Here is a 14,702-nt window from a genome sequence, read left to right as displayed (position 1 = left end):
ATGGCGTTCGGCTTCGGTGGCCTGCCCGTCTCCGGGCAGGACGATGGCGGCTTCAGCCTCAGCCCCGACATGCTCGCGGCGATGCGCTCGGCGGTGCTGGCGCAGCAGAGTGGAGACGCTGCTGCTGTGGCCCCTCAGGCTGCGGGCGCACCCTTCGGCCTCGCGCCGACGCCTGCGCAGCAGCAGCCGGCAGGCACTGACGGGCAGGCGTCGGCCGCCGTCACGCTCCCGATGATCTCGGCCGATGCCCCCAGGCAGCAGGCCGGGTCCGGGCAGTCGAGCGCGCCACCGCCGGCCTCCTCGGGTGCGATGACGGACCAGCAGGCGCTCATCGCCTCGGCGCAGCGTCTCGGCTTGTCACCCGTCGAGTGGGGCGGCATTATTCACTACGAGAGCGGAGCCGACCCTTCGCGCTGGGGCGGCACTGGCGGTCGCCACGTTGGCCTGATCCAGTTCGGCCCGAACGAGCAGAAGCAGTTCGGCGTCACCGGGAACGAGAGCTTCCAGGATCAGCTTCTGAAGGCCGAGGCCTTCATGTCGTCCCGCGGCTACAAGCCCGGGATGGGCGTGATGAACGCCTACAGCACCATCAATGCCGGTTCTCCCGGGCACTTCAACGCCTCGGACGCGGGCAACCGTGGCATGCCCGGCACGGTCGCCGACAAGGTCAACAACCAATTCGCCCCGCACTACGCCTGGGCGAACAAGTTCCTCGGCGGTGGCATGCAGCTTCCGGCTTCGGCCGGTGGCTCCAGTGCGCCGGCTGCCTTCGGGCTCGGCGGTGTGACGCAGACGCCCGGCGCGGGCACCGTGCTGCCGGCGGGCGGTGGCGCGATGGCGACGCCTAACGCGACCGCGTCAGACGGCGACACGACGCCCAGCTTCACCGACGCGCTGAAGAGCCTCGGCGGCATGGGCGGCGCCGATGGCAAGGGCGGCCAGAGCGGCCAGAAGCAGCAATCGAAGGGCGGCGGCATGAACCTGATGCAGCCGGCTCGCCCGCGACCCTTCAGCTTCCTTCAGCCGATGCAGTTCGCCGGGCAGCGGACGCAGCAGCCGGCCCGATAGATCCTCCGACCCGAAAGGCGCGATCGTGTCCGCAGGCCTCCAGATGCCGTCGTTCGGCGACCTGTCGCCCGAGATGCAGGCGCAGCTTCTGCAGCTGCTCCAGACCCCGGCCGTTGGCTCGCCCGAGGTGCCGGACGGGACAGCCAACCCGTACCAACCGCCGACGGCACCGACCGGCGCGCCGACGCCGGTCGCCCTCGCGGGCTACGGCGTCCCGCCCCAGCAGGCGCCGATCGACTCACCGCTGGTCCAGGCGTTGGGCGGTGCACCTTCCATGCTCGGCGGCCAGATGCCTGCACCGCAGATGCCAGCGGCCCCGCAGCAGGATGCCTCGGCTCCCGCGCTTGCGCCGGCCCCGTCCATGGTCGGTGCGCAACCGCCGTCGATGGCGCCGCCGGCCCCGCAGACCACGGGCTTGCTGCCGAACCCGCCCCAGCCCCCCGGTGACGGCGAGGAGGAAGCTCAAGCCGCGGCGGCGCCCGCCTCGCGCGCCGTCCCGCTGCCGCCCGCACGCCCATCGGACCTATCCGCGCTTGGCGGCGGCCTCACCCCGGTTAACAGCTTCGACCCGCTCACCGGCCAGCCCGTGTCGGGCGGGCCGAAGCCTATGCGCCCGGCCGCTCCGACATCGGATCATTCCGTCCTGAACGGATGGAAGGCGCTCGCGGACAGTGGCTTCGGCGACCAGCTGCTCGCGCTCGGGTCCGGCATCCTCCAGGGGCAGAACTTCGGCGACGGCCTCGGCAAGGGCGTCGAACGGATGCTCGCGGTCAGCAAAGCCGGCGGCAAGGTCGATGCCGAGCGGGCGAAAATCGCCCGGGAGCAGGCCGCAGCGGCTGGCAACGCGGCGATCTACAAGAAGTATTTTCCGAACGCGACGCCCGAGGAGGCGCTCGCGGGCGGCTTGAACTCGTCGATCATGACCGAGCTGATGAAGCGCGGCCTGCCGGCGACGGAGACCTGGAAGGAGAGCGCCGACGAGGACGGAACGAAGTATCTGACCAACACCCTCACGGGCGACAAGAAGGTCCTCAAGGCCGCAACCCAGGATGGTTGGGCGCAGGCGTCGATGCCCGGCGGAGGAACGATCCTCTACAACAAGGCCGACCCGACTAAGACCCAGGTCCTCGTGCCCGGCGAGCCCACGCGCCCGGCGACTGAGGAGGAGTTGAAGGCCTATGGCATCACGCCCGGCGTCTCCGTGAAGATAACGAAGGACGGACCGGTCGCGATTGGCGGCGGCAACACCAACGTCAACGTCGACCTCGGGAAGAAGGCGGCCGGCGAGGCGGACGCACAGATCCTGAAGAAGATCGATACATCCTACGACAAGGCGCAGGGCGCGATCGACACGCTCGGCGCGATCAGCCGCCAGAAGCAGTCTCTCGATCAGGGCATCATCGCGGGCTGGGGCTCGAACTTCCGGACCAATGCCCAGGCCATGGCAGAGCAGCTGCTCGGCATTACGCCGGACGAGAAGCTCGATCCGACCTACACCTTCGAGGCCGCGTCCAAGCAGAAGGGTGCCGCATTGGCCAAGGCCATCTCGCAGTCTGGCCACACGACCAACATGGATCTCAACCTCGGCAACTCGATCGCGGGCGGCGACCGCGACAAGACCGAAAAGGCGCTGCGCCAGATCATCGACGCTCAGGAGCTTCTCGCGAAGGACACGATCGCCCGGCACAACGCGGGCGTCGACAAGTATGCGGCGAACGCACCCGACATGAAGGAACGCATGGGCTGGTACCATGTCGATACGCCCGAGGTGTACCAGTACGGCCAGGGCAAGCCGAACCTCGTCGCGGATCCCGGTTCTGCGCCCGCGCCGGTGTCCAAGACCGTCAACGGCAAGACCTACATGCGCGGCCCTGACGGGCATTGGTACGTGGGAGCGCAGTGATGGAGCGCGTGACCGATCCGGACCTGCTCAAGGTCCTGAACGCTCCCGATCCGTCGCCCGCGCCTGCGGGCGGTCTCCAGCGCGTTACTGATCCGGACCTAATCGCGCAGCTCAACGCTGGCCCGACCGATGCCCCCGCCGCGGCTGAGCCCGGCGATTCCTCCGCCGCGGTCGGTCGCGGGTTGATCGAGGGCGTGCCGGTGGTGGGCCCATACCTGCTCGGCGGCGTGAACCGGGTGGCGGCGGGAATCCGCTCGCTCAAGAACGACACGCGATATTCCGACGAGCTAAAGGCTGTTGAGGATTTCGGGAAGCGCACGGCCGAGGAACACCCCATCGCGTCCGGTGCGGGCGAGGTCGCGGGTGGCGTCGTCGGCGCTCTCCCTCTGATGGCAGCGGCACCTGCCGCGTTCGGCGCATCGAGCGCGGCGCTTCCGGTGCGCATGGCGGCTTCTGCCGCCTCAGGCGCGGGTCTGGGCGGCGCGGATGCAGCGGTACGCTCCGGCGGTGACCTCGGGGCCATCGAGGCAGGGGCGGCGCTCGGGGGAGGGCTAGGCGCGGCCGGCCCGGCCCTTGGTGCCGGCGTCGGCCGAGCGGTGCGCGCGATCACGGGCGGCGAGCCCGGCATGCACCTCCTACGCGAGGCGACGCACGGGCTCACGGAATCCGAACTGGCCTCGGCCCAGGCGATCCGCGATGCGGCGGCGAATGCGCCGGGTAGCCCGGTCGGGATCTCGGTGGATGAGGCCCTGAACGCCGCGACCGGGGGCAAGGCCACGCGCGCCTCGCAACTCGCGCGCGTGGCGGCGAATTCCGGCGGCGAGGGTGGTCGGATCGCGAGCGAGTTCTACGCGGCGCGCCCGTCGCAGGTGGACAACGCGGGTCGCGCCTTGTTCGACCGGATCGGGCCGGAGCCGACGACCCCCACCGATCTCGGGTTCGACGTGCAGCAGGCTGCGCGAGCCGGCGTCGCGCAGACGCCGCAGGGCATGGCGCTCGCACAGGCCCGGGCCGCGACCGGGCCCAGGATCACGCCGGAGCAGGCCGGCCAGACGATCCAGGGCGAACTCGGCGGGATCCGTGACGGACTGGAGGCGCGCCGAGCAGCTGAAAGCGCCCCTCTCTACGATGCAGCACGCCAAGCACCCGAGCGGTTCGGCATCGAGCGTAACATCACGGTTGAACGGCCCGGAGATCCGATCGTGACGGAAGCGGCCTACAGCCGCCCGCAATTCACCGGCGACGCCCCACGACCGCTCGAATCCTTCACCCGGCCCGATGCACAGGCTGCACAGCCCGGTCCGGAGAGCCTCGCGCGGTTCGTGGCCCGGAACGGTGGCCTGCGCCTCGATGGCGAGGCGGCGGCGACCGATCTTCACCGCTTCAACATTCCCGGGCTCGGCAACGTGGCGCGTCCGACCGGCAAGGGCATTGACGACTTTTGGCGCGAGCACCTGATCGAGCACGGCTACCTGCGCCCCGATCCGGATGGCGGGGCGGCGCGGGACATCACGTCGGAACTGCTGCGCAAGCTCCAGAACGAACAGCGCGGGTTTCCCTCGTACCCGATCGGCGAGGCGCGTGGCACGGGTGGCGCCCCGACGGCGGGTCAGCTCGCCGACGATTACAGCCAGGCCACCTCGCTTGCGAATAGCCGGCTCCAGGAGGATCTCGGCAAGGCTGGCATCGACCCAGCCTCCCTGCATCCGGACGTTCGGGCGCGCGTGATCGGTTCGCTGGCCCGTGGTCAGCACCAGGATCCGCTCGACGCCTACGAAGCGGTGGTTGGGGCGATGCGCGATCCGCCGGCGCCGTTCGTGAAGACGCCGACCGTCCAGGAGCAGATCCCGGACGTGCGGTTCGGGCAGGTGAACCCGCAGCCCGGCCTTGACGCGATCGACGAGCTGCTGCGCACGGCCAAGGGCGATGTGCGCTCGGCCCTGCAGGCTACGCGGCGCAACCTGCTGGAAGGCGCAGCCCCGGACGCGCCGGCCGATATGAGCGTGGCGGGCAATCTGCGCGCCCGGGAGCGGCTCGACAACGACATTCAGGGCGCACAGGCGCTGGGCGATGGCACGAAGGTCCGCGACCTCACGATCGTGCGCCAGGGTATCGACCGCGGCCTGAAGGCGGTGCCGGAGGTGGAGGCGGCAGACCAGAACTTCGCCGCCAATTCGTTGCCGTTGGAGCCGTTCCAGGCGAGCCGTCCGCTCGGTGCCGCGGTTCAGCGCGACGCGCGCGGCGAGCGCATGATCATGCCGCCCGAGAACGTGCCCGGCAATTTGGCGCGGCCGTCAGCCGCCCGTGAGCTGCTGGGCCAGCCGGCGCCCGCTTCCCGAGGTGCCCTCGGCCGGCATATCGAGACACAGATCCTGGATCGGGTGACGGGCTCGGATGGGGTCCGGACGGCCGATGGCCTGCGCAACGCGATGCGTGAGCACGCCGACGTGCTCGACCAGCTGCCGGAGGTGCGTGACCGCCTCTCGAACCTGGTGCTCGCCCATGATGGCATGGAGCGCGTCGCTGCCTCCCCGCTCGGCCAGATCGCCCAGCGACCGGACGTGAAGGCCGCGACCAACGTCCTGTTCTCGGCCGAGCCCAGCAGCCATGGCGAGGTGGCGAGTGCGATGCAGGCGCTCGTGCGCAACGATCCGCGCTCGGCGCAGATGCTGGCCCGGCACTATCTGGAGAGCACGTTCAACGCCGCGACTGCCGAGCGGCGCGGGCTTCCCTCGCAGTATGGCGGATCGATCTTCGCCTCGGCTGTCAGCGAAAATCCGCAGCGGTACCGAAACCTCCAGGCCGTGATCGAGGCGCTGCCCGATGGCGCGACCAGGTGGAAGGGCCTCGACGGCCTGCTGACGACCCTGAAGGCGACTGGCTACCGGCCGCAGAAGGGCTCGGACACTGCGTTCAATCACGCGATCCAGAAGGAGTTCGCATCTGGCAAGACGCATGTCGGCCAGGTCGTGTCGGACGCTCTGACCGGCATGGCGGCCGGTGCCGCGGCGGGTGGCCCGAAGGCCGCCCTCGCCGGTTTCGCCGTCGGCGCCAAGCACGGTATCGGCGATGCGATGACCCGGGCGCGCATGTTGAGCAGCGGAGAAGCGGTGGCCCGGCTCATGTTCGATCCGAAGGCGCTTCCGGACCTCCGGGCGCTCGCGCACTCGGCGCCTGGCAGCCGGAATGCTGAGCTGTTCACTGCTCGGCTACTGGCCCTGGCGAATGCGGGAATGGCGCCGGCGCGCGAGCCAGCGGTGCAGTAGCGGCCGGTAGCCGTAGGCTGCGAGACAGAGCCAGGCGACGAGCATTAAGGCGCCGAGGAAACCGACGCCGATCATGCTCTGCAGGGCGCCAATCGCAGGCGGGATGATGGCATGCGCGAGCGCCGACATCAGCCCCATAGCGATCGCGAAGAGGGCCCAGCAGAGGATGACCTGTGTGCGGGTCGGCATCAGTTCAGACTCTGGCAGGAGGCACGTGCGGGTTGTTGCTCCGACTGACGCGGCACCACGGTGCACGCCTGAAGATGCCCGGTCCAGCGGTCCAGCAGGTAGAAGCTATCCCAGTTAAGGCTTTCGCTTTTCTCGAAATGGAGCGCCTCCCATCGGTTGGCCGAGGCCACGATGAGAGCGCTGATCGGAATAGTCGCGATAAGCGCGATCTGAACCCAGCGGGGCATTACGCAGCGATCTCGCCCGCATGAGCATAAAGGCAGAAATCGAAGATTTTGCCCGGTAGCCAAGGTGCATCGGCGAGCTGCGGCCCGGCATGTTTTGCGAGCCGAGCGATAGTTTCAGTGTGCTTGGGCATCTCGCTGCGCACCGCCTGGACGTAAGCACCGTAGCCCCCCGACCGCTGCAGCAGTCCGGCGAACATGAGGCAGTTCCGGGCGCGCGCGTCAAAGATGATCCCGATTGATGGCCTCGCTGTCCATACGAGCTTCGAAGCGGCGCTGATCGGGCGGACAGGGCGCTCCCCCCGTTGCCGTACAAGGCCAGGTGTCGCCGAGATGGCGTCGGCGAGTGCATCCACCCGCTCGACCAAATTCGTGTCCGTCAGGCCGTCCACTGTATCGCTGAGGAGGGCTACTACGGGCAGGAAATCTGAAGCCCGACTATCTAGGCTGCGGCGAGGAAAGCTGCGCGCTACTATGAAAGCCGCGGCTGTGAGCTCGATCGTGCGAGCATCAATACGCCTGGACATCGCTTCGACCAATGGCGCCAGGCGAGGCAGCCACGCCACCATCGCCGCACTCACAACCTCGTCATCAAAAACGAGCGCCGAAGCCTTCTGCACTTTGCTTCCTCCCAGATCGATTCAGCCTATGCGAGCGGCCAAGCTTCCGTCGATTGCGCCAGAGCCACACTCTTGACCCGACGGGCGAACCGTCGGAAACAGCCACCGTCGCGAGCGCTATGCGCCCGACCCTGAGAGGCCCGCCATCGCGCGGGCCTTTCGCGTTTCTGGACGCCTTCCATGCCCCTCTGCCGAGAACAGCGCCGCGCTGGCGATGCCTGCGCGCCCCGAAGCCGTGCGCCTGTCGCGAGGATCGCCCGATGAGTGGACCCCACCATTGGTCGGAGTTTGCGGCCAACAACGGCTCATCGGACCCGAACGCGGATCTCCGCCCGGGTCGCCCGGCCAACACGGTGCTCGGCGCGATCCGCGGTCTCATGGAGACCGAGGCGCTCGCACGCGACGATGACCTCGGCGAGCTCGTCGCGACACTCGGGGCGAGCAACGTCTACTCGGTCTCGACGAACGAGGGGCTGATCGACATCACCACCGGCATCAACGGCGTGCCGGCGGCGATCACCAAGCCGTTTCTGCTGCGGCTCTTATTCGGGACGGCGCTCTCGGGCTCAGCCACCAATGTCCCGCACCTCAAGGTCGACGGCTTCGACTGTGGGCCGATCTTGCGCCGAAGCGGGGCTGCTCTGGCTGATGGCGATCTGGTCGCTGGAACGCCGGTCCTCGTGCTCGCGGACATGGCTGCGAGCACGGACACGAAGGTCACGCGCGTTCGCGTGCTCGACTTGGTCTCGTCCGATCTGCCGCAGGTGGATCTCAGCGCCATCTACGCCCGGATCGAAAGCCGCGCCGCAGCCTATGCCAACAATTGCGTTCAGGGGATGCGGTGGGTCTATGCCGGCTCGATAAGTTGTATTCAGGCGCCTGGCCAAGGTGGCTTTACAAGTCCGTTCGGCGGCCAAGCGATGTCGTGCGATTACTGGAGTTGGGCGTTCTATACTGCAGACGGACAATACGGCGCCGCTCCGTTCGCATATCGCTACCGGAACCTGCAGGTGTACATCCCAAATCAGGGATGGGTCACCGTGGGCGCGGCATCGTGAGGGATAGACGATGACCTACACGTTGAAAGAACACGGCACATGGTCGCCCTACACGCCGAACCCCATGCCGCAATGGGCCGCTGCGCTCGGGAACAGTATCAAGTTCCTGCGCAGCGATGCGTCCGGCGTGGATTGGTACACCTACCGCGGCGGCGCTCGATCGTTCGCGGCCGGGTCCGTGCTCGCCACGACGCTGAAGAACCCGGCCACCGGCGTTGAGTCGGTCAAGGCGGTGGGTCGTGATCCCTCGATGCTGTTTCCGTCCGGGCAGCGGCTGATCGAGATCAGCGGCGTCGATCCGACCGAAGCCAATCCGCTCGGCCTGTTCGAGGAGATGACCTTCGACCCGGTGAGCCTCACCTTCTCAGCACCGGTGGCCCCGACCCCGCCGCCGCCGACCTCATGCACGAAGCTCGGGCTGAAGCGCGCATTTGATCAGCGCAACCTTTGGCCGACCGTGCGGGAGATGATCGCTTCCAACGCCGACATGCAGGAGGAATGGGATCTGGCCGTCTCGGTTCAGAAGTCCGATCCGCTGATCCAAGTCGCCATCGCCGGTCTCGCTCAGCAGGGTATCGCCATGTCCGACGCGGACGTGGCCAAGCTGATCGCGGATGCCGTCGCGGCCGTCGCGCCGCCCGCCCAGGTCGCGGCCGCTGCCTGATCCTCGGGGAGCCAAGCTCCCCTCCTAAGCTCCCCTCTCAAGAGGTTCTGATGACCCTGCGCCTCTCGGCGCGGGCCGCCCTCGCGTGCGTTGCGCTCGCGGGATCGGCCCCGTGCGCCCCGGCCCTGGCCGACTGGACCGGCAAAGCGAGCTTCTACGGCTACGAGTCGGGCCGGGTGCGCGCCGACGGATACGCCTTCGATCCGCTCGAGTTCGGGGCCGCGCATTGGACGCTGCCGCTGTGTCGGCGCCGCAACCGCGAGTCCGGCCACTGCCAGCCGGTGCGCGTGCGGGTCACCGACCTCACCACCGGCCGCAGCGTCGTCGTCCCGATCAACGACCGCGGACCGCATCCCCGGCTGCACCGCCTCATCGACCTCTCGCTCGGCGCTGCCCGTGAGCTCGGCATCGAGCACCGCGGTGTCGTGAGCGCGCGCGTCGCCATCGTCCGCTGACCCTCCGGAGACCACCATGGATCTGTTCACCTCGAAGGTCGCGGTCTACGGACCGCGGCTGATGCACGACCTCGGCCTGAAGGATTTCCAGGCCGCGGGCATCTACGGCAACCTCGGGCACGAGTCCGGCGGCTGGCACTTCTTCCAGGAGATCCACCCCGTCGGCGGTGGTCGCGGTGGCGAAGGCCTCCCGATGTGGACCGGCGCCCGCCGCGTCGCATTCGAGGCCTGGTGCCGTGCCAAGCACCTCCAGCCGTATTCGGACGAGGCCTCCTACGGCTTCATGGTCCACGAGCTGACGACGACCTACGCCAGCACGCTGCGTCGCCTGAAGCAGGTCCTGACCCTCAACGCGGCCGTGGTCGCCTTCGAGAAGATGTACGAGGGCGCCGGCATCGTCAGCATGGGTGACCGGCTGACCTACGGGCAGCGCGCGCTCGCCGCGATCCGCGCCGCCCATCACTGACCCCGTGAACGCGCACACCCGCGCAGCGCTGGCGCTCGCCTGCCTCGCTGCCCTGAACGGGTGCGCCGACGTCTTCCATGCCGCATCCGCTGAGATCGGGGCGGCCCTCAATCCCGTGCCGGCGGGCGATCCGGCTCCCATCGACAGGAATCCTGATGTCCGCTCTCGCGATCACCTTCGCCGCCCTCACGAAGGCCCTCCCGGCCGCTGAGGCTGCGCTCACCGAGTTCAACGCCCTCACAAAGGGCGCACAGACCCTGCTCGCCGTCCTCGCCGTCGAGGCTCCCGCTGCCGAGCGTGAGATCTCCGCCGCTCTGACCGCCCTCGAGGGCGCGGCTTCGGCCGGCTTCACCGCCATTGCGGCGCACGCCACCGTGACGGCCGCTCCGGCCGCTGCGCCGAAGGCCTGACGCCTTCCCTGCCGCGCCGGCAGGTCCTCCGGCGCACCTCTTCCTTTTCCGGAGACGATCGTGAACCGCTTCCTGCTCGCGGCGCTGGCCGCTCTCATCGCCACGCCAGCGCTCGCGGCGGACGGCTCGTTCTCGATCCCTTACGGCGACCTGGTCATCCAGTGCGTCGGGGTCGCCCTCAACATCGTCGAGGCCATCGCGGTCGTGGCGATCCCGCTCTACGTCAAGAAGCGCTGGGGCGATCTCGCCGGCCTCGTCGTCACCAACTCGCTCGTGAAGGGCGAACTCGACGAGGCGCGCAACGCCGGCATGAACGCCGTCGCGGGTGCCATGAAAGGCAAGGTCGTTCACGTCGATGGCGTGCCCCAGGTCGTGGCGGCCGGCGTCGATCATCTGATGCGGAAGGCCGACGTGAATGCGCTCGCAGCCTACGCGCTGAAGGCTGCCGGTGGCCCCGAGGGCGTCGCGAGGTGGATCTGGGCCGAACTGCACCTGCCCGAGGACGCCACGCGCGAGAACAGCCTCGTGCCGGCGCTGGAGAAGGTCGCGAACGCCGCGGCGGCTCCGAAGAAGGCCCCTGCGCCCGAGAAGCTCGCCGCGTAGCAGCGGCACCTCGCCCTCCCCCTGCTGGGGAGGGTCTCCCTGCGAGGCCTGATGTCCGACGAGAAGTCACGCCGCGTCCGTCGGCCCGCGGTGTCGCGCAAGGGTCTCGATCTGATCGCGGAGGGTGTCGCCGCGCGCGTGCCGCCGCCCGTCACGCCCGGCCTGGGTGAAGGCCTGCTCTCCCGCGCCCGAAACCCAAGGACCGCTTTTGCCATGCCTCCCGGTCACGACGGCGCCGACACCAACCCCGAGATGCGGATCCTGATCGCGCTGGCGCGCATCGAGGAGCGCCAGACCTCGCTCGTCGAGGCCAACAAGTCGGCGCAGACGGCGGCAGAGGCGCGGCACACGAACGTCATGCAGGCGATCGCGACCTTCGTCCCGCGCTCCGAGATCGACAAGGACAACCGGGCGATCCACGAGCGGATCGACGCTGTGGCGGAGCGGATCGGGGCGATGGACAAGCGGATCTGGACAGCGCTCATCGGCGCCGTCGGCGCCTTCGGTGTCGTGGTCCTCACCAAGGTCGGCCTGATGCACTGACCAGCCACGGTTGACTTAAAGATCAACGTCCCGGGCGCCCTGGCTTCGGCCGGGGCGCCTTTCGTCGTTTCTGGCAGACCGGACCCGCCCGAACGCATCGTCCGACCTGAACTTTCATTCCAGCGCGCGCGTTGGAGGCGGTCATCGAGATCCGAGGTTCTGATGCTCTATCGCACTCTCGCGGCTGCCGTGCCGCTCGTCGCTCTTCTTGGCGGCACAGCCTACGCACAGGCGCCGACTACTGCACCTGCCGCACCGCCGCCGAGTTCGACGGGTGTGGTCACGCCCCAAACGGGATCAACCGGTGCTCCAGCCGCCGTGACTGGGTCGCCAACCGGGCAGCCGGCGGACACTCGCTCCAACAGTTCCTCGGCTGCGGGCAACGCTAGCCAGCCAGAACGCACGGCGCCCCAAGGCGGTGGCGGTGGCGGTGGCAAGTAGCTACCGATCGACGTCATCCGCGGACACATACCCAGCCCCGACGGCCCGCGCCGCGCGGGGCTTCTCGTGTCCCGCTGGCGGAATCTGCCTCATGTTGTAGCGACGAACGATCGGCGGAGTATCCTGGCTCCTTCTCCCGAGACCCAACCTTGAGCCCGTCCGGTTAGCCGGCGCGAACTTTTCTGTACGCTTTGGCTTCGGCCGAGGCGCCTTTCGTCGTTTCAGGATCCAAACGGTTCACGACTGCAGACGCCGCATCGAGTAATGGTTATTGGGCTGCCTCCTCGATTTAGGGCCAATTAATCTTTATATTCACAGCATTGAACAACAGGCCGTGGGGGAAATTTGTATGGACACATAATTCTAGCGGCGATGGAGCTGAAATGACATCCTATTCCATCTTCGTGCGAGAAATTGACGATAGCGAGGGGCGGCCTCCGCAGTTGTTGGCCTACGACATCGGTGACTGCCGCGAAGCTCAGTCTATCGTCTCCGGCATTGCCGCGGCCTACCCTGAGCACGGCGAAAGACCTGGCACAGGTGTGTATTGGTTCCGTTTTGGGGGCAACATGCATGAGATCTATGCATGGCCGCATCACTGATGGCTAGGCACTGAGGACTTTGTTTCCTCAAAGCGTCGCTCATGCCTCACGAGCCCAAGCCTTCCCGGCCGTGCCCCGCAGCGGGCCAATTTCTGCCGCGGTCGCTGCCTATCGGGGGCTCAAGGCGGCTTCGATCCAATCCAACCGCTGAACCTTTAGCCCCGCCGGCAGCCGCCGCGCGGGGCTTTTTCGTTTCAGGCTGTGGAATCCGCACATCGGCCGGTGGCCGGAAACACCGGTAGCGTATTGGCCGGAGCGAATGCGGTCCGGAGCATGGATATGAAGATCGGGCTGGTCGAGCTCGCACTGTTTGGCGCGGTGCTGTTGGGTCCGCTAGGTGATGCTGCGGCTCGCGGCGCATGTCCCGTGTTCACCGATGATGAAGCCCGCGGCCGGCCTCATTATCGCAACAGCGACGGGTGCATCATCCCCGTTCCGGAGCGCGAGGCTCCCAAGCCAGGGGGCGGCTGCACCAAGCCGCCGGACGCGACCGCCCGGTGTCGTGATGGCGACTGGAGCTTCAGCCAGCATCGCCAGGGCACATGCTCACACCATGGCGGTGTCGGCTGCTGGAGCTCCGCCAGCCAGTCCTGTTGCCCGTAGCCTTCGCCCGCCCGGTTCGCCGCGGCGGGCTTTTCTCTGGCCGAGCTGGAACATCGAGAGAGGAGCAGGCTTGTCGCCCCACCTGTCTACACCTCTAGGTTCAGCCTGAAGGCCGGAGCAATCCATGGACGTTGAAACTGTCTTTGCTGTCGCGGTTCTGGCCGGTCTGGTCGAATTCTCGTGTCTCTGCCACGAGGCGCCAGTTTCCGCCGACGAGTGATCCTCTCGGCGACGCAAGATTGGACATCAGCCCGCCCGGCCCAGCCGCGGCGGGCTTTTCTGTGATCGATCGCCCGCGACAAGCCCCCCTGATCCTCCCCCGGTTTCACGGACGCCTCTGATACGCTCGTTACGGGCGGGGAAGGTGTTTGATGGCCAAGACGAGACGCGAGTTCACGCCCGAGTTCAAACGCGAGGCGGTGGCCCTGCTGGAAAGCAGCGGCCGGCCGCAGATGCAGATCGCGGCCGAACTTGGGATCCAACCCTCGATGCTGAGGTAGTGGCGCTCGGCACTGATGGGAGGCTCCCCACCACCGCGGACAGCAGGGTCCCCGGGAGCCGTGCCTGCGAGCCCGGTGGCTTCCCCCTCCGACCAAGCAGCCGAGATCGCTCGTCTGCGGCGTGAACTCAACCGGACGCGCATGGAGCGCGACGTCCTAAAAAAAGCGATCGGCATCTTCGCGGAGATGCCCAAGTGACGTTCGCCTTCATCGAGCAGCATGCGAGCACCTGGCCGGTGCGTCTCATGTGCCGCGTGCTCGAAGTCTCCCCCAGCGGCTATTACGACTGGCGGTCACGCCCCGAGAGCGCCCGGTCGGTGTCGAACCGTCAGCTCCTCGACGACGTCCGGCGTATCCATACCGGGCATCATAGGCGCTATGGCTCACCCCGGGTGCATGCGGCTTTGCGCGCGGAGGGCAGAACGGCCAGTCGCGGGCGGGTGGAGCGCCTGATGCGCCGTCAAGGCATCCGGGCTCTGGCTGGGCGTCGGTTCCGGCCCTGCACGACCGACAGCCGTCACGACCTGCCGATCGCGCCCAACCTCCTCAAACAGCAGTTCTCGGCTGCGATTCCCAACACGGTCTGGCTCGCCGATATCACCTACCTGCCCACCGGTGAGGGCTGTCTCTACCTGGCTGCCGTGCTCGATCTCGCCACCCGCAAGATCGTCGGCTGGTCCATGCGCGATCACATGCGGACCGAACTGACGTCGGCCGCCCTGATGATGGCTGCCCAACGACAAAGACCGGGTGCCGGCCTCATCTGTCACTCGGATCGCGGCAGCCAATACGCCGCCGAGGCCTATCGCAAACAGCTCGCCGACATGAAGGCGACACCTTCCATGAGCCGGACGGGCTGCTGTTACGACAACGCTCCCATGGAAAGCTTCTTCCATACCCTCAAGGTCGAACTCGTTCACCAGCGACGATGGACGACCCGGGACGAGGCTCGCCGCGACCTGTTCGCCTACATCGAGGGCTCCTACAATCGGCAGCGCATCCATTCGGCTCTCGGCTACATCACCCCCGAGCAGGCCGAGCGGAACGCGAGCTAACCCCCGTGTCCGCAAAATCGGGGGAGGATCAC

General features: G+C 67.8%; 15 protein-coding genes and 1 pseudogene. 13 read left to right on the top strand and 3 right to left on the bottom strand.

Going from position 1 to position 14,702, the window contains the following annotated elements; all coding sequences use genetic code 11:
- Genes Q8W67_RS16520 through Q8W67_RS16510 form a run of 3 tightly spaced genes read left to right on the top strand, consistent with a single transcriptional unit; the run spans window position 1 to window position 6,237 of the window.
- Entirely contained in the window at window positions 1–1,068 is a 1,068-nt protein-coding gene (locus Q8W67_RS16520; RefSeq protein WP_305547442.1) for a hypothetical protein, read from the top strand.
- A gap of 25 nt (window positions 1,069–1,093) precedes the next feature.
- A complete protein-coding gene (locus Q8W67_RS16515) occupies window positions 1,094–2,971 on the top strand; it encodes a hypothetical protein (RefSeq protein WP_305547440.1) in 1,878 nt (625 codons plus the stop codon).
- Complete coding sequence (locus tag Q8W67_RS16510; RefSeq protein WP_305547438.1) at window positions 2,971–6,237, top strand: hypothetical protein; 3,267 nt, start codon at window positions 2,971–2,973, stop codon at window positions 6,235–6,237. The genes Q8W67_RS16515 and Q8W67_RS16510 overlap by 1 nt, the downstream gene beginning before the upstream one ends.
- Here the strand turns inward: Q8W67_RS16510 and Q8W67_RS16505 are convergent.
- The 3 genes from Q8W67_RS16505 to Q8W67_RS16495 are packed head-to-tail and all read right to left on the bottom strand — an operon-like array spanning window position 6,181 to window position 7,270.
- The gene (locus Q8W67_RS16505; RefSeq protein WP_305547436.1) at window positions 6,181–6,426 is read right to left on the bottom strand and encodes a hypothetical protein; all 246 of its coding nucleotides are present in this window, start codon (window positions 6,424–6,426) and stop codon (window positions 6,181–6,183) included. The two genes, Q8W67_RS16510 and Q8W67_RS16505, sit on opposite strands and share 57 nt — an antisense overlap.
- Window positions 6,426–6,653, bottom strand: coding sequence for a hypothetical protein (locus Q8W67_RS16500; RefSeq protein WP_305547434.1), 228 nt, complete (start codon window positions 6,651–6,653; stop codon window positions 6,426–6,428). The genes Q8W67_RS16505 and Q8W67_RS16500 overlap by 1 nt, the downstream gene beginning before the upstream one ends.
- Entirely contained in the window at window positions 6,653–7,270 is a 618-nt protein-coding gene (locus Q8W67_RS16495) for a hypothetical protein (RefSeq protein WP_305547432.1), read from the bottom strand. The genes Q8W67_RS16500 and Q8W67_RS16495 overlap by 1 nt, the downstream gene beginning before the upstream one ends.
- Before the next feature lie 377 nt (window positions 7,271–7,647).
- Here Q8W67_RS16495 and Q8W67_RS16490 point away from each other — a divergent pair, with 377 nt between their 5' ends.
- From Q8W67_RS16490 to Q8W67_RS16445, 10 genes and pseudogenes are all read left to right on the top strand, one after another.
- Window positions 7,648–8,328 carry a hypothetical protein gene (locus tag Q8W67_RS16490; RefSeq protein WP_305547430.1) on the top strand — a complete coding sequence of 227 codons (681 nt, stop codon included), beginning with the start codon at window positions 7,648–7,650 and terminating at the stop codon, window positions 8,326–8,328.
- 10 nt (window positions 8,329–8,338) lie between these two features.
- A complete protein-coding gene (locus Q8W67_RS16485; RefSeq protein WP_305547428.1) occupies window positions 8,339–8,992 on the top strand; it encodes a hypothetical protein in 654 nt (217 codons plus the stop codon).
- Window positions 8,993–9,042: 50 nt separating this feature from the next.
- On the top strand, window positions 9,043–9,447 hold the full coding sequence (locus Q8W67_RS16480) for a septal ring lytic transglycosylase RlpA family protein (RefSeq protein ID WP_305547426.1): 405 nt from the start codon (window positions 9,043–9,045) through the stop codon (window positions 9,445–9,447).
- Window positions 9,448–9,463: 16 nt separating this feature from the next.
- Window positions 9,464–9,913, top strand: a complete 450-nt coding sequence (locus Q8W67_RS16475) for a phage tail tip lysozyme (RefSeq protein WP_305547423.1) — start codon at window positions 9,464–9,466, stop codon at window positions 9,911–9,913.
- 155 nt (window positions 9,914–10,068) lie between these two features.
- Window positions 10,069–10,323 carry a hypothetical protein gene (locus Q8W67_RS16470; RefSeq protein WP_305547421.1) on the top strand — a complete coding sequence of 85 codons (255 nt, stop codon included), beginning with the start codon at window positions 10,069–10,071 and terminating at the stop codon, window positions 10,321–10,323.
- A 60-nt stretch (window positions 10,324–10,383) separates the two neighbouring features.
- Window positions 10,384–10,926, top strand: a complete 543-nt coding sequence (locus Q8W67_RS16465) for a hypothetical protein (protein ID WP_305547419.1) — start codon at window positions 10,384–10,386, stop codon at window positions 10,924–10,926.
- Window positions 10,927–10,977: 51 nt separating this feature from the next.
- A complete protein-coding gene (locus tag Q8W67_RS16460; RefSeq protein WP_305547417.1) occupies window positions 10,978–11,469 on the top strand; it encodes a hypothetical protein in 492 nt (163 codons plus the stop codon).
- 824 nt (window positions 11,470–12,293) lie between these two features.
- Window positions 12,294–12,512, top strand: a complete 219-nt coding sequence (locus Q8W67_RS16455; protein WP_305547415.1) for a hypothetical protein — start codon at window positions 12,294–12,296, stop codon at window positions 12,510–12,512.
- 273 nt (window positions 12,513–12,785) lie between these two features.
- Window positions 12,786–13,115, top strand: a complete 330-nt coding sequence (locus tag Q8W67_RS16450) for a DUF3761 domain-containing protein (protein WP_370693893.1) — start codon at window positions 12,786–12,788, stop codon at window positions 13,113–13,115.
- Between the two features lie 371 nt (window positions 13,116–13,486).
- Window positions 13,487–14,670: pseudogene (locus tag Q8W67_RS16445) on the top strand (IS3 family transposase).
- The last annotated feature ends 32 nt before the right edge of the window (window positions 14,671–14,702 follow it).

This window comes from Methylobacterium sp. NEAU K (assembly GCF_030700285.1).
In the GTDB taxonomy this organism is placed as follows: Bacteria; Pseudomonadota; Alphaproteobacteria; order Rhizobiales; family Beijerinckiaceae; genus Methylobacterium.
Note: the sequence above shows the minus strand (reverse complement) of the source record. Positions and strands in the feature narration are given on the sequence as shown.

Excerpts from the sequence above, each read along its gene's own strand:
- Q8W67_RS16520 (WP_305547442.1), top strand. The coding sequence starts at position 1 with ATGGCGTTCGGCTTCGGTGGCCTGCCCGTCTCCGGGCAGGACGATGGC.
- Q8W67_RS16510 (WP_305547438.1), top strand. The coding sequence starts at position 2,971 with ATGGAGCGCGTGACCGATCCGGACCTGCTCAAGGTCCTGAACGCTCCC.
- Q8W67_RS16505 (WP_305547436.1), bottom strand. The coding sequence starts at position 6,426 with ATGCCGACCCGCACACAGGTCATCCTCTGCTGGGCCCTCTTCGCGATC.
- Q8W67_RS16500 (WP_305547434.1), bottom strand. The coding sequence starts at position 6,653 with ATGCCCCGCTGGGTTCAGATCGCGCTTATCGCGACTATTCCGATCAGC.
- Q8W67_RS16490 (WP_305547430.1), top strand. The coding sequence starts at position 7,648 with ATGGAGACCGAGGCGCTCGCACGCGACGATGACCTCGGCGAGCTCGTC.
- Q8W67_RS16485 (WP_305547428.1), top strand. The coding sequence starts at position 8,339 with ATGACCTACACGTTGAAAGAACACGGCACATGGTCGCCCTACACGCCG.
- Q8W67_RS16480 (WP_305547426.1), top strand. The coding sequence starts at position 9,043 with ATGACCCTGCGCCTCTCGGCGCGGGCCGCCCTCGCGTGCGTTGCGCTC.
- Q8W67_RS16475 (WP_305547423.1), top strand. The coding sequence starts at position 9,464 with ATGGATCTGTTCACCTCGAAGGTCGCGGTCTACGGACCGCGGCTGATG.
- Q8W67_RS16470 (WP_305547421.1), top strand. The coding sequence starts at position 10,069 with ATGTCCGCTCTCGCGATCACCTTCGCCGCCCTCACGAAGGCCCTCCCG.
- Q8W67_RS16460 (WP_305547417.1), top strand. The coding sequence starts at position 10,978 with ATGTCCGACGAGAAGTCACGCCGCGTCCGTCGGCCCGCGGTGTCGCGC.
- Q8W67_RS16455 (WP_305547415.1), top strand. The coding sequence starts at position 12,294 with ATGACATCCTATTCCATCTTCGTGCGAGAAATTGACGATAGCGAGGGG.
- Q8W67_RS16450 (WP_370693893.1), top strand. The coding sequence starts at position 12,786 with ATGGATATGAAGATCGGGCTGGTCGAGCTCGCACTGTTTGGCGCGGTG.